12 protein-coding genes and 1 pseudogene are annotated in these 14,510 nt (G+C 54.0%); 5 read left to right on the plus strand and 8 right to left on the minus strand.

The window, feature by feature from the left end; genetic code table 11:
* Nucleotides 1-6: 6 nt before the first annotated feature.
* The gene (locus V6D20_22665) at nucleotides 7-627 is read left to right on the plus strand and encodes a DUF3318 domain-containing protein (GenBank protein ID HEY9818585.1); all 621 of its coding nucleotides are present in this window, start codon (nucleotides 7-9) and stop codon (nucleotides 625-627) included.
* Here the strand turns inward: V6D20_22665 and miaA are convergent.
* Complete coding sequence (gene miaA / locus V6D20_22670; GenBank protein HEY9818586.1) at nucleotides 617-1,576, minus strand: tRNA (adenosine(37)-N6)-dimethylallyltransferase MiaA; 960 nt, start codon at nucleotides 1,574-1,576, stop codon at nucleotides 617-619. The genes V6D20_22665 and miaA overlap by 11 nt on opposite strands.
* A 261-nt stretch (nucleotides 1,577-1,837) precedes the next feature.
* On the opposite strand from miaA, the gene gyrB reads away from it, so the two are divergent.
* Nucleotides 1,838-3,775, plus strand: a complete 1,938-nt coding sequence (gene gyrB, locus V6D20_22675; GenBank protein HEY9818587.1) for a DNA topoisomerase (ATP-hydrolyzing) subunit B — start codon at nucleotides 1,838-1,840, stop codon at nucleotides 3,773-3,775.
* Nucleotides 3,776-4,098: 323 nt separating this feature from the next.
* On the opposite strand, the gene V6D20_22680 is transcribed toward gyrB, so the two are convergent.
* Complete coding sequence (locus tag V6D20_22680) at nucleotides 4,099-4,485, minus strand: hypothetical protein (protein ID HEY9818588.1); 387 nt, start codon at nucleotides 4,483-4,485, stop codon at nucleotides 4,099-4,101.
* Between the two features lie 602 nt (nucleotides 4,486-5,087).
* Complete coding sequence (locus V6D20_22685; GenBank protein HEY9818589.1) at nucleotides 5,088-6,266, minus strand: M20 family metallopeptidase; 1,179 nt, start codon at nucleotides 6,264-6,266, stop codon at nucleotides 5,088-5,090.
* Nucleotides 6,267-6,733: 467 nt separating this feature from the next.
* On the opposite strand from V6D20_22685, the gene V6D20_22690 reads away from it, so the two are divergent.
* Together V6D20_22690 and pgeF are read left to right on the plus strand one after the other, a co-directional pair.
* Nucleotides 6,734-7,528, plus strand: a complete 795-nt coding sequence (locus tag V6D20_22690) for a PD-(D/E)XK nuclease family protein (GenBank protein ID HEY9818590.1) — start codon at nucleotides 6,734-6,736, stop codon at nucleotides 7,526-7,528.
* Between the two features lie 109 nt (nucleotides 7,529-7,637).
* On the plus strand, nucleotides 7,638-8,444 hold the full coding sequence (gene pgeF, locus V6D20_22695; GenBank protein ID HEY9818591.1) for a peptidoglycan editing factor PgeF: 807 nt from the start codon (nucleotides 7,638-7,640) through the stop codon (nucleotides 8,442-8,444).
* Nucleotides 8,445-8,571: 127 nt separating this feature from the next.
* Here the strand turns inward: pgeF and nrdR are convergent, their stop codons facing one another.
* From nrdR to V6D20_22720, 5 genes and pseudogenes are all read right to left on the minus strand, one after another.
* Nucleotides 8,572-9,138 (minus strand): transcriptional regulator NrdR, encoded by a 567-nt coding sequence (nrdR, locus tag V6D20_22700; GenBank protein HEY9818592.1) that lies wholly within the window; start codon nucleotides 9,136-9,138, stop codon nucleotides 8,572-8,574.
* Between the two features lie 462 nt (nucleotides 9,139-9,600).
* Nucleotides 9,601-9,699: a photosystem II reaction center protein T gene (locus V6D20_22705; GenBank protein HEY9818593.1), complete on the minus strand. Its 99-nt coding sequence runs from the start codon at nucleotides 9,697-9,699 to the stop codon at nucleotides 9,601-9,603.
* Nucleotides 9,700-9,809: 110 nt separating this feature from the next.
* Nucleotides 9,810-11,342 (minus strand): photosystem II chlorophyll-binding protein CP47, encoded by a 1,533-nt coding sequence (psbB, locus tag V6D20_22710; GenBank protein HEY9818594.1) that lies wholly within the window; start codon nucleotides 11,340-11,342, stop codon nucleotides 9,810-9,812.
* Nucleotides 11,343-12,038: 696 nt separating this feature from the next.
* Entirely contained in the window at nucleotides 12,039-12,305 is a 267-nt protein-coding gene (locus V6D20_22715; protein ID HEY9818595.1) for a DUF370 domain-containing protein, read from the minus strand.
* 189 nt (nucleotides 12,306-12,494) lie between these two features.
* A pseudogene (locus V6D20_22720) lies at nucleotides 12,495-12,656 on the minus strand (extracellular matrix/biofilm biosynthesis regulator RemA family protein).
* Nucleotides 12,657-13,152: 496 nt separating this feature from the next.
* Here V6D20_22720 and V6D20_22725 point away from each other — a divergent pair.
* Nucleotides 13,153-14,510, plus strand: a 1,358-nt coding sequence (locus tag V6D20_22725; GenBank protein ID HEY9818596.1) for an NFACT family protein, incomplete at its 3' end; no start/stop codon positions are given.

A 14,510-nucleotide genomic window follows, 5' to 3' on the forward strand; every position in this document is an offset into this window, starting at 1 on the left:
TGAGCCATGCTGAATCCAGATCCCGAAATTCGTCGGTTGCTCGATCTCATGCCAGCCTCTGGGCGCATGGTTACCAAACTGGTCAGCCGCCCGGAGCAGTCAGCGGTGGTGGACGTGACCTTTCCTCTGCCTTGGCACCGCACCCGTCCGATCAGCGTGAATTTTGATCTATGGGGACAGCTTTCTCGCCCCCAGCGCGATCTCATGCTGCTACGTACCGTTGCTTGGCTGACGTCCATTCGCTGGTTCCAGCCCAGCATCTACCAAGGCCTCGTGCTGGCGGGCGCGGTGGGTACGTTGATTGAACTGAGTCAGGGGGATGCGATCGGTGCGGTGACGGCCGGAGGGTTGACGGTCTTGGCTGGCACGCAAATTTGGCGGGGAAGTCGTAGCCCTCAACTGGAGCTGGAGGCGGATGAAGCGGCCCTAAGGGTGGCCCAGCGCCGGGGCTATACAGAGCCGGAGGCCGCCCGCCATTTGGTGGATGCCATTGAGGTGGTGGCGGCCATCGAGCGCCGTCCAGGGTTAGATTTTACCGAGCTGCTGCGTTGTCAAAACCTGCGGGCGATCGCTGGTAGTTCGTCCATGGGCGTTCCTGACCCCATGCGGCGATCGCTCAACCGTTAACCGGCTCTAGGTGAACCGACTCTAGATCCTTAGCGTGATCAAGAAAGTTAACCTGAAGATCTTGCCAGACCTGATCGATCAGATCCGGTGCATTGCTGTCAAACCAATGAATTCGCTGATCGGCCCGAAACCAGGTGCGCTGCCGTTTGGCAAACTGGCGGGTATGCATCGCAATTAAATGTTGAGCCTCGGGGAGCGACGTGGTGCCTGCGAGGTGGTCTTTGATTTCTTGATAGCCTAGGGTGTTGAGCAAGGGGAGATCCCTGCCGTAGCGATCGCATAGACCTGCCACTTCCTCTACCAAGCCCTGCTCCAGCATCTGGGCCGTGCGCTGTTCAATGCGTTGCTGGAGGCGATCGCCCTCGGCGAGGCAATCCAGACCAATCTGATACACAGGATAGCTAGGTGGCTGCTCGCCCTGCTGGGATGAGAGGGGAATGCCCGTGGTGTAGAACACTTCCAGGGCACGGATGGTGCGGGTTTGATCATGGGCATGGATGCGTTGGCTGGCGATCGCGTCCACTTGGCGCAACATCGCATAACATTGAGATTGGCCAAGGGCTTGGAGTTGCGATCGCAACTCAGGATTGGGAGCCACGCGGGGAATGAGGAGACCATTGACAATGGCTTTGATATACAGTCCCGAGCCGCCCACCAGCAAGGGAACTCTTGCCCATCCACGGGTGGAGCGATGGATCTGCTCAATCACGGTGGTCGCCCGCTCTTGGTAGCCCGCTAAGGTCAGGGTTTCGGTGGGGTCGCAGATATCCAGCAGATAGTGGGGCACCTGCAACTGGTCTGCCTTGGATGGCTTCGCGGTTCCAATATCCAATTCCCGGTAAACCTGCCGCGAGTCGGCATTAATGATGCAGCTCTGCATCCGCTGGGCCAGCTCTACCGCCAACCCCGATTTGCCCGTCGCGGTTGGGCCACACACTACAATTAACATATCAGTACAAATGTATTAACTAGCCTATTTGTCGATACAATAGGGTTGGAGCGCCAGGTTTGGAACCATGATCGTCGTCGCTAAGGGCGATCGCTGCCGTTCCCGTCAACCCCGTTCAGGTAAGCCTTTAGCCACCCCCACAGTAAAACTTATCTGAAATCCATCTAAAATCGCCCTCAAGCCTTTTGTGTTAGAATTTAGGTGTTTTTTGATATTCAGAAGTCTTTAGCGGCTTCAGGTCAGTATAGGAGCGCTTCATTCATGGCTGAAAACTATGGTGCTGATCAGATTCAGGTTCTTGAAGGGTTAGAGCCTGTTCGTAAGCGTCCAGGAATGTATATCGGCACCACCGGCCCTCGCGGACTGCACCATCTAGTGTACGAGGTGGTGGATAATTCTGTCGATGAAGCCCTCGCTGGCCACTGCCAGAAGATTCAAGTGACGCTGAAAGCGGATGGCTCGGTCGTGGTGGTGGACGACGGGCGTGGTATTCCTACCGATATCCATCCCTCAACCGGCCGATCGGCCTTGGAAACGGTGATGACGGTTCTCCACGCCGGCGGTAAATTTGGCGGCGGTGGCTACAAGGTTTCCGGTGGTTTGCACGGGGTGGGGATTTCGGTGGTCAATGCCCTGTCGGAATGGGTAGAAGTGACCGTCTGGCGCGAGAAGAAGGTGCATACCCAGCGGTTTGAACGCGGCTTGCCCATTGGAGAACTGGCGATCGCCCCCTGCCCCGATCATCGTACCGGTACCGCGGTGCAGTTTAAGCCCGATACCCAAATCTTTGCCACGGGGATTGAGTTTGACTACAACACCCTGTCGGGTCGGCTGCGGGAATTGGCCTACCTCAATGCTGGGGTAGAAATTGTCTTCACCGATGAACGCCTAGAGCTGATTAAGCGGGATGTGCCGCGCTGCGATGTGTTCCACTATGCCGGTGGCATTAAGGAATATGTTGCCTACATCAACAACGATAAGCAGCCGATTCACGAAGAGATTATTTTTGTCTCAGGTGAGCGCAACAACGTGCAGGTGGAAGTAGCGCTGCAGTGGTGCTCAGATGCCTACACAGACAACCTGCTAGGCTTTGCCAACAACATTCGCACCATTGATGGCGGGACACACCTAGAGGGTTTGAAAACGGTGCTCACCCGCACCATGAACTCGATCGCCCGCAAGCGTAACAAGCTGAAAGAGAGCGACTCCAACTTGGGGGGTGAAAACATCCGCGAGGGGCTCACCGGCGTCATTTCTGTGAAGGTGCCTGACCCTGAGTTTGAAGGGCAAACCAAGACCAAGCTGGGCAACATGGAAGTCCGGGGAATTGTCGATTCTTTGGTGAATGAAACCCTGACAGAATATCTAGAGTTTCGTCCGGCTGTGGCGGATGCCATTCTCGAAAAAGCGATTCAGGCCTTCAATGCGGCGGAAGCAGCTCGTCGAGCCCGTGAACTGGTGCGCCGTAAGTCGGTGTTGGAATCATCGACCCTGCCAGGGAAGCTGGCAGACTGTAGCTCTCGGGATCCTAGTGAGTCGGAAATCTTCATTGTTGAGGGGGATTCTGCGGGCGGCTCTGCAAAACAGGGGCGCGATCGCCAGTTTCAAGCCATTCTGCCGTTGCGCGGTAAAATCATCAACATCGAAAAAACCGATGATGCCAAGATCTACAAGAACACGGAAGTGCAAGCGTTAATTACAGCGCTGGGTCTGGGTATTAAAGGGGATGAATTTGACTCCGCCCAACTTCGCTACCATCGCATCATCATCATGACGGATGCGGACGTAGACGGTGCCCACATTCGCACCTTGCTGCTGACCTTTTTCTATCGCTATCAGCGAGCCATGGTGGATCAGGGATTTGTATATATTGCCTGTCCGCCGCTCTATAAGATTGAACGGGGACGCAGCCACTACTATTGCTATAGCGATCGCGAACGCAATCAAATTATCAGCGGCTTCCCGGACAATGCCAAGTATGATATCCAGCGCTTTAAGGGCTTGGGTGAAATGATGCCGGAGCAGTTGTGGAGTACCACGATGAACCCGGAGACCCGCACCCTCAAGCGAGTGGAAATTGAGGATGCTGCCGAGGCCGATCGCATCTTTACGGTGCTCATGGGCGATCGCGTGGCTCCTCGCCGGGAGTTTATTGAAACCTATGGCTCCAAGCTCAACCTAACGGATTTGGATATTTAAACATCCAGCGTCCATGCTGGCTTTAGTTGTGTCTGCAGCCGATCGCGTTTCCAGGGAAACAATTCATCCTAGGAACGCGATCGCTCTAGGTTGGCGATGAGATATAGGAAAGCCCAACTACAAGGTCGGAACGCCTACAATCTACCTGCGACGTTGCTGAATGAGGCTATGAAACTGGCGTGAGCAAGATGCTCACGCTACCTTAATTGTGAATGACTGCAAGTGTGCGTCTCGCTCACAGTTCGTTAGCGCAAATCCTATCCAATTCATCAACGCCTCGACCTGCTAGAGAGCGATTGGCAGGATGTCACACAGACAGGATGTTACACAGAATTGAAGCGAGGATGGTCTCGTAGGGTGCCGGGTTCAAACTCATGCACCCAACGCACAAAGGATTGGGATACGCCGCGCAGATCGTTTTGACGAACCAGCAGGGCAATATAGTTAGCTTTTTGCTTGACTACGATGGCAAAATAGCCGCTGCCATGGATGATGGCGTGGCTAAATCCTTCTAACCGTAGCGATGACATCAGCAGCGATCGCAGCCCTAGGGCCTGGAAGATGGTTTGCACCCAGCCAATATCGCCACTTTCTGGGGTTGTAAAATACTCTTTCGGCAGCCCGCTAGGGTCGAAAATAGCGGCACCGATCACCGAGTCGGCGTAGGTGTCAGGTGGGGATGTACCTGGGCTCATAGGGGGTAAGGACATAGTCAACGGGTCATCAGAATTCAGCAACATGGTAGGGTCACCCACATCAGCCAGTTATGTACACCAGAGAAATCATGTGCTTGTCAAACGATACCCGACGCGACACCGATCGCTCTCCTCGAAATACGACCTACCCATATCGACGATGCAGCCGAGTTGCTTCTGCATGGCTAGTACTGAGTCGTACAATCTAGTCCTATTGTCTCGTATTTCGATCGGAGTTGTAATCTTTCCATCGGCTAGCTATGGCTAACCTGCGCTTCATATCGTTCAAAAAAACGTGTGTAGAGCGCTGTAGCTGTCGCCGTCAGGGTAACGAAATCATCCTAGAAATCTCTGCGACGTGATTGTAAATGAGTGGCGCAATCTGACTGATCCACTAGCAGCGGAGTCCAGATCTTACCGATTACACCCTCATTGATGTCCTTGTAGATGGCTCACTTCATCGCCATCACTCACCAAAAAGCTATCTCCCTGACTCTACTAGTCTAGGCAGGGGCGATCGCCTCCGACGACCGTGAAAATGCTTGGTCTAGCAAATGCTCTATGAATCTTTCATAAATATGCTCTGTGGCTCTATATTCATGGCTGCCCAGACAAGATTATGGCTGCTCCTGCCAATACAAATAGGCGCTGTAGGCCAGGGTGACTACGCCGGTAACGATCGCCATCTCATTCACCTGAAACTGCGGGTGATGCAGCGGGTAATTGGGCTGATCGTCGTAGCCTACCCCTAGGCGAAACATCGTGCCGGGAGCATGTTCTAGGTATAGGGCAAAATCTTCTGCTCCTAGGGATGGTTCATCTAAGCGTTGAATGCGATCGCTGCCCCAGGCCTCTTGAGCGGCAAGTTCAACCACTTGGGTGAGAGATGGGTCATTTTGCACCGACGGCACCCCCCGCCGATAGTTCACGGTGTAGCGTGCTCCATACATTTGGCAGACGCCATCGACAATGGACTCTACCCACCCCGGCAACTCTGCACTGGTTTCGGGATGGAGCGATCGCACCGTACCCACCAGCCGCACTTGATCGGCGATGACATTGGGTGCCCGGCCGCCGCTAATTTGTCCAATGGTTAACACCACTGGACGGAGAGGATTATGGGTGCGGCTAATGGCTTGCTGTAGCGTAGTGATCACCTGGGCCGCGATCCAAATGGCGTCAATGGCTTCATGGGGGCGAGCGCCATGGCCAGACTCTCCCAAAATGACAATTTCTAGGTCATCTGCTGCCGCTGTTAGTGCCCCATAGCGAATACCAACGCAGCCACCCAAGATCGATGGAAAGGTATGTACCCCAAGAATGGCGCTCACATGATGCATGGCACCATCTCGGATCATCCAAGAGGCTCCCTGGGCCGTTTCCTCGGCCGGTTGAAACAAGAAGCGCACGCGTCCGGGTAGCGGATCGAGTTGGGAAAGCACCATGGCAGTGCCTAGACCCACCGTGGTGTGAACATCGTGACCGCAGGCGTGCATCATGCCCGTAAAGCGCGAGGTGTAGGCTACATTGGCGCGCTCTTGAATGGGCAGGGCATCCATATCGGTGCGGATGGCTAAGAGACGATCATCCTGCCCCAGTCCCTCTAGTTCACCAATCACCCCGGTTTTACCCACCAGTTCTTGGACAGAGAGTCCGCAGGATGACAAGACTCCGGCCACATAGGCCGCTGTTTGATATTCCTGTCCGCTCAGCTCCGGATGGGCATGGATGTGGCGACGAATTTCAATTAACCGAGGAGCCAGTGTTTCTGCAATTTCTTTGATGCGACTTAACATGAATACCCTTCACTCGTTCACCAGATGTAGCATTTTTCCCGCGATCGCCTCGTTCACAGCGCTCGGTATTAACGCATGATGTCTCTAGTATTCCATTCGCGTTGGAGTTGTGCCATTCAGGGCGATCGCGGCCGCCTACCTCGGTGCAATATGGGAATAGAGAGATCTGCTAGGTATGGACAGCCCAGATACAGATGAACCTATGCGAATCTTAGGCGTAGTGCCATCATAGAGAAAGACTGCATGGTGCATTCATCCCGGCTGACCCAAATGCGATCGCTGCCTATCTCTCCATCCACCCGGGTGTATCCCAGTTGTGCAAGTTGGCCCTCATCCCCCTTTCCCTTCTCAACAAGGGAAAGGGGAGCAGATGTAAAGTCCCTTACCCGCTCTGGGAGAGAGATTTAGGGTGAGGGCTACAAACGTGGAATGCACTTCATCCACCCTGCATTGGCCGCCGTCTAGCTATGACCTATCCTCTCTCCGCAGCTAAGCTTCAGTGCTACGATCGCTGCCCTAAATCCTACTATTTTCGCTATGAACGGAAGCTACCGGGGACGGCCTTCTTCGGGTCGGCTGCGTTGGGAACAGCGCTCCATCAAGCCTTGGCGCAAATTTATCGAGATTGGCACTATCAAGACGCCCTGCCCGCCCTAGAGTGGATTGAGCATTGTTGGAACCAGCAGGGCAATGGTCTGAGCAGCAAGCAGATTGAAGAGGGGCGAGGGATTCTGCGGCGGTACTACCATGAATTCATTATGGCGGAAGCCGCCATGCGTCGGCCGTTGGCGGTGGAAGGACGCATTCAGGGAACGCTGCAGGTGGAGAACCTAGAGTTTTCGCTGTCGGGGCGTTATGACCGAATTGATTATTTAGATGACGGGCTAGAGCTAATTGACTACAAGTCCACCAAAGATGTCAATTTGGGCCAATCGGATGAACTTGACCTACAGATTGGACTGTATTACCTGGCCCTAGAGCAACATTACCAGCGGAGCTTGAAGCAACTGAGCCTCATTTACCTGCGCACGGGCGATAAGGTGAGCTTTGCGGTGACGCCGTTCCATCGAGAGCGGGTGACGGCCTTGATTAGTGAGCTGGCATTGGAACTGCGCCACGATCGCCGCTGGCAACCGTTTGCGGGAGAGCAATGCGATCGCTGTGCCTATGCCAAATATTGCTCTGCTGCCTGCGCCTGCCCCGAACCTCTGCCCGATACAGCTAAGCCCGAACCCCAACTCCAGCTTGTGCTAGGGCTCTAGGACTCAATCTAGAAGGTCATCATCTGGGGTTTCAACGGTAGGGTAAGCTGACAGTAGACTTGGATGACGTGCCAGGCTTCAGGATTAACGCAATATCACGATAACCATCATGCAGACTTGGCAATGGACAACCTGGGGCGATCGCCGTTATCTCACCTGTAGCCTGTTGGCCCCATGGCGGCATGGATTTTTTACCCAACAGTTTTGGCCCCAGCTCCCTCAGGATCTGGTGCAGGTGCTGCACCCCCATGCCCAGGTGAACCGGGTGAAGCAGGTGCATGGCAATCGAGTGTTGACCCCTAGCGAACTCCAACAGCCCACGGATGCGGCAGAGGATACCCTACATGCTGCCGATGGGCTAGTTTCCGATGGCGACACTCAGTCGTTGTGGGTGTGTAGTGCCGATTGTGTGCCGGTGTTGATTGGCGATCGCCACACGGGACAGGTGGCGGCCATTCATGCGGGCTGGCGCGGTACGGCGGCGCGAATTGTGCCCCAAGCGATCGCCCGCCTGCAGTCTCAAGGCAGCCGTCTAGCAGATTTGCAGGTGGCCATGGGGCCAGCGATCGCTGGCGAGGTGTATCAAGTGTCTAAAACCGTAGCAGCGGAACTGGGTGAAAGCTTAACGGAGCAGCCCCAGGGTTCTGCTACTGAATCCCCCGAGTCGATCGAGAGCGTACTCCAGAAACTACAGAACTTACCCAATCCGCCTATCTACCCCGATGAGCATCCAGAGCGGGTGCGGATTGATGTGCGGCGCATTAACCAACTGCAGCTAGAGCATCTGGGCTTGGAGCCTCAGCAGGTGGCGATCGCTCCCCACTGCACCTATCAAAGTCCCCAAGACTTCTTTTCCTACCGCCGCACGAAGCAAAAGCAGGTGCAATGGTCGGGCATTCTCAGCGCTTCTACGTAACTCGGCTGGGCCCATGCTCAGGATTGGCAGGAGAGCGATTATACCAATGCACAGCTTTCTAAGGTGCGTTGCGGCTTCGCCTAACAGCACCCTACAACGTGATGTATGGAGATCCGCAGTGCCATGGCTAGGACAGTAGCTTTAGGGAGGGTGCCATGCTGTCTAAAGCGTCATCGAAGGAAGCAGCATCGTCTAGGGTTTCACGGCGAGCAAAGGGGGACGGTAGGGATCCGTCATCTTCCTGATGTTGCTGAAGGTGATTGAGGGTATCAATGAAGTCTTGGATACCCTGAAATTGACGATATACGGAGGCAAATCGAATATAGGCAACCTCGTTAAAACGCTGCAACCGTTGCAGAACTAGGTCACCAATTTCAGTGCTTAAGACTTCGCGGGCAGCTTGCAGTTGCAGTTCTGACTCTAGTTCATCGACGAAATTCTCGATCTGTTCAGCCGAGACACCAGTTTTCTCGCAGGCATGAACAATTCCTCGTAAGACTTTGGAACGGTCAAAGGATTCGCGATCGCCATCTCGCTTGACGACCGTAATGGGGACAAACTCAATGCGCTCATAGGTGGTGAAGCGACGACCACAGCGTAAGCACTCCCGACGGCGGCGCACGCTTTGCCCCGACTCCGCTGCGCGGGACTCTAGCACGCGATTATTTGTGAACTGGCAAAAGGGACACCGCATAGTGAAGGCCTTAGATCAAGGTCAATGAGGTCGGCGGGCGATCGCCTAGGAGCAACCCTATCAGCAGACGGTCAGCCGAGAGTCATGTCGAAGCCATGGTCGCAAACTTAACCCATATCTGCAACTCGGCTACCGAAAACAAACCCTGACGAATCACCTCCCTTAAGAATACATCCAAGCTACAAAAAGACTCAAATCTAGCCCTTGTCCACTGTAGCTAGTGCTGATCAGATCAGGGATGTAGCAAATCTAGATGGTGTACTGCTTCTGATCGCCTTGGGTTGATCGGCGTAGGCATAACAGTAACAATACTTAACACCCATAGACCTGTTCATGAACTAGCAGATGCCTCGAATCTAGCCCATAAAAAAAGAGTCACACCGGCGTGCAACTCTTGTAGACATGATCATTCATGTTGGACTAGGGGGCACAATGTTTGATCAACCCTGTGCCAGGTCTAGTCTAGTCTTTGGTAATACGAGGGGGTTCACGAAAGGCGATCGCAAAGAAAATTGTGCCGAGCGCCCCAATTAAAACCAGAATGTAAGCAACACTTTCCATGGCTTGACCTTCTTACTACATCTATCTTTAGTCTACAAACAAATGCAAGAAAGACCCAACCTGAAAGCCATCGACCTGCGATCGCCCTCGGTTGAGTCCTCTTCAGATGCTTAGATTGCTTCTTTCCGGCGGGTAGATTTGTCACCCACCTTCTGGTAGAAGCCCCATTCCACTTGCTCTTCCGAGAGCTCAGGGTCAACCCCAGCAAACACATCCCGGAACAGAGTCCGCGAGCCATGCCAGATATGACCAAAGAAGAACAGTAGCGCAAAGACAGCATGACCGTAGGTAAACCAGCCACGGGTGCTGGTGCGGAATACCCCGTCAGAGTTCAGGGTTTCCCGATCAAAGTCAAAAGGCTCACCCAACTGGGCTTTACGCGCAAAGCGCTTAACCGTTGCTGGATCGTCAAAGGTTTGACCGTTCAATTCCCCTCCCAAGAAGGAGACGGTTACGCCGGTTTGCTCGAAGCTATACTTCGACTCTGCCCGACGGAAAGGAATATCAGCCCGAATGACACCATCTTGGTCAACCAAGACCACTGGGAAGGTTTCAAAGAAGTTAGGCAGACGGCGCACAGAGAGTACACGACCTTCGCCATCGGTGAACGTCGGGTGACCCAGCCAGGTTTGGGCAATTCCGTCGCCCTTGTCCATAGCTCCAGTACGGAACAAACCACCTTTTGCAGGGCTGTTGCCCACATAGTCATAGAAGGCTAGCTTCTCTGGAATTTGAGCCCAGGCTTGCTCTTCTGTTTGCCCAGCCGCAACGCCTGCCTGAACGCGGCGCTCGATTTCTTGCTGGAAGTAGCCGCCATCCCACTGATAGCGGGTTGGCCCATACAGTTCAATCGGAGTGGCTGCACTGCCATACCACATGGTTCCTGCAACCACAAAGGCAGCAAAGAACACGGCGGCAATACTGCTCGACAATACAGTTTCGATGTTCCCCATCCGCAAGGCCTTAAACAGACGCTCGGGAGGACGCACAGCAATATGAAAGAGTCCAGCGATAATTCCGACTACTCCAGCGGCAATGTGGTGGGCCACAATGCCCCCTGGGTTGAATGGATCAAACCCATCAGGCCCCCAGGCTGGAGCCACAGGCTGAATGCTGCCCGTCACCCCGTAGGGATCAGACACCCACATGCCGGGGCCGAAGAGACCCGTGAGGTGGAATGCACCAAAGCCAAAGCACAGTAGACCAGAAAGGAATAGATGAATCCCAAACATTTTAGGTAAGTCTAGTGCTGCTTCGCCCGTCCGAGGGTCTCTAAACAGCTCTAGATCCCAAAATACCCAGTGCCAACAGGCCGCTAGGAATAGCAGACCAGAAAGGATGATATGGGCGGCTGCTACCCCTTCAAATGACCAAAATCCTGGATCAACACCCGTTTCACCGGTGATGCTCCATCCACCCCAAGAACCCGTAACCCCTAGGCGTGCCATGAAGGGCATGACGAACATGCCTTGTCGCCACATGGGGTTGAGAACTGGGTCGCTTGGATCGAAGATCGCTAGCTCGTACAGAGCCATTGATCCAGCCCAGCCTGCCACAAGAGCCGTATGCATCAAATGCACAGAAATCAGACGACCTGGATCGTTCAGGACGACTGTATGTACGCGGTACCAAGGTAGTCCCATCGACTACGCTCCTCCTAATTCGTGTTTCAACGCTTCCTTCAGGTTTATCCTAATCGGTTTGCCGATTGTGCTCACGTCGTACCTAGGTTAGGCATCATGTGAACCTGCAACCGAGCAACCGGCACACCTGCCGGCTAGTTCTTGAAGCTATCTGCCCCAAGCTCTAAACCAGTTTGACAAGACGTTTGTGAAAATGAAAGTGTATAAAGAAGTGTTCCACAAATCGCCTCCATATGGCAAGGAGGAACATGCACCAAAGCAGACTTACTCTAGGGTTTTCTACGATAGTGACGGGGCGATCGCTTCTCCAACTTGCGGCAGTTCTCTTATCCACCCCAAGCTTGGGTGGTTATCGCCCCGTAGTTCCTGCTTCCTAATGTAGATTTTACGGGGTTTTCGGGATTCTGACCTTGGTTGCTTCAGATAGTTTTTGGGGTGGCTCGGCGTGGATTAGCCTTAGTCTGGTGAGTATATATCACTAAATAACACGGTGTATGAGTCGATGGATCCTCGGCAAAATCTGAATGAATGTTACTTAACTTAACGAAGTGCGAGTGCGACAGCGATGATGCAGCAAGCTTTGATCAAGAGGCTGCGGCCGGCTCAGCTGGAACGGTGATACTTTCTTGAGCCCCAGTGCCATTGAGCTTGCGTGAGGGGCGGTATTGTTCTAGCCCCGTGCAGGGGCAGGGGCCGTTATAGATCTTTGGAGGCAGTGTCTTTCGGGGTTACAAAGCGATTGGCGACAGTTTCCGGTTGGATGGCTGAGAGAATGACGTGCCCAAAATCCATAACGATGACCGCCCTTGTGCGGCGACCGTAGGTGGCATCGACCAATTGCCCTCGTTCTCGGGCGTCTGTAATTAAGCGTTTAATGGGAGCAGATTCGGGGCTAACAATTGCCACAACTCGATTGGCAGAGACAATATTGCCAAATCCGATATTAATGAGCCGAATATCCATAGGGTTAGGTAGCTTGCTAGCCGATAGAGCAGAACGAGGCACATGGGGGTGCATGAGCAGCCGGTGGGTAATGGTTTCCGCCTGCAGTGCGGACAGGGTCAGATGCCATGTTCCTGGAGCTGCTACGGTGCGATCGCACATCTTGGGTGGGTTGAGCGGCCAAGGAACGAGCCGATGGCTGATGATCACAGTACGAGGCGATCGCCCCTGGGTAGCATGGGTCAACTGAGCCTGATCACGGGCGTGGCTGATGAGCCGTCGAATGGGAGCCGAGTCCGCATCCACGATGGCGATCAGTTGTCCTGCTGCCATTGTGTTATCAAACCCCAGGTTGATCAATTGTCCAGTCATAACAAAAACACGTTTTGGCCCGGTGGTTAGGGAATGGTGCTAAAGACAATGGGTTGGCTGCTCTACGCCTACAGCTATGCCCAATGGGTTGGCTGCTTGGCTAGGGTAGGTAGTGATAGTGGTTGTGGTAGAAAAGATCTAAGAGATAGGCCGCTTTAAGCTAAGCGAGCCTTCAATATAATCACATCCTACGGGTTAAGAGGAATTTAGAATCCTAGAAAATAAGAAAAATCAAGGATTCTCTGAGAAAATCAAGGATTCTATAAGCTTGTTGGAAAGTTTAGCGGTTGTGGTGCTTGGATGCACAGGGGCAACGATAGACTTAGTAAGACGGGGCGCAGCGCTGTTGTCCTGTGGATCTTTGACGCAATAGCAGGCGTTTAGGTAAATAGCCCTTTTAGGACAGCAGAGGGTTGGCTTCGGAACTGGTGCCCGCCAGTGCTTCCCCGATTGGGGAGGCCTCAGGTGATGGATAGAACTGACGAGGGATGGGACTGTGCAACCCGTAGATTTGACGACATTAGCGGCGGTCTGTGCTGAGTTGCGAGATGGCTGGCTGCCGGCGCGCCTAGAGCAGGTCTATCAACGCGATCGCCACATGGTTTCCCTAGCCCTGCGCACCCTGGAGGGACGGAGTTGGCTGAATATTTGCTGGCATCCGCAGGCGGCCCACCTTTGTCTAGGTGGCCCACCGCCGCGTACGCCGGATACCTTCACCTTCAGTCAGCAGCTTAAGCATCAGTTGGGTGGCTTGGCGCTGGTTGCGGTTGACCTGATTCATCCATGGGAGCGGGTGGTGGATTTTCAGTTTGCCCAGCGTCCGGGGGAGTCGCCCCTGTGGCATCTCTATGTGGAGATTATGGGCAAGTATAGCAATGCCATTTTGACCCATGCCGATCAAACCATTGTCACCGCTGCGCATCAGGTGAGTCGGCAGCAGTCCAGCGTGCGTCCGATTCAAACCGGGCAACCCTACGAGATGCCACCTCGCATGTTGGAAGACTCGCCATCGCTGCAGGAATCTCTAGACGACTGGCGCGATCGCCTTTGTTTAATTCCAGGCACCCTCAAGCGCAATCTGATGAAGGTCTACTGTGGGCTGAGTTCTAATCTCGTGGTGTCGATGTTGGAGATGGCGGATCTTGCCGTAGACTGCACCACGAACGACCTGGCGTCTACCGATTGGCAGCGGCTGTATGAGCGATGGCAGGAATGGCTACAGGCCTTGCACCAAGAACGGTTTAAGCCGGGATGGCGATCGCAGGGCTACACGGTGATGGGTTGGGGGGTGGTGCAACCTGCTAGTAGCGTGCAGGCGTTGCTCGATCAGTACTACACCGACCAGCGTAACCAACAAATCTTTGACCAACTGCGCCATCAGATCTCCCAGCGGATCATCACGCTACAGAAAAAGCTCAACCATAAAGTGCAGGATTTTCAGAGTCGTCTCCTGCTGTCGGAGGAGTCCGATCGCTATCGCCAATGGGCGGATCTGCTGATGGCCTATGGCCATGAATGGCAACCAGGCATGACCCAGATCCTCCTGCCTGATTTTGAAACCCATGAACCGATCGCCATTCCCCTCAGCCCTCAGAAAACGGGGGTGCAAAATGCCCAATTGCTCTACAAACGCCATCAAAAATTGAAGCGATCGCGGGATGCGATCGCCCCCTTGCTGGCCGAGGCACAGGGCGACGTGGCCTACCTGGATCAACTGGACGTAGCGATCGCTCAGTTAGATGCCTACCGGGAGCCTACGGATCTCAGTGCCCTGGAAGACATTTATGAAGAACTGAGTCAGCAAGGCTACATCAAAGATCCTCGCCGTCGTGATCGCGCTGCCGTTGCCCCCGA

Source organism: Candidatus Obscuribacterales bacterium, from assembly GCA_036703605.1.
GTDB lineage: Bacteria > Cyanobacteriota > Cyanobacteriia > RECH01 > RECH01 > RECH01.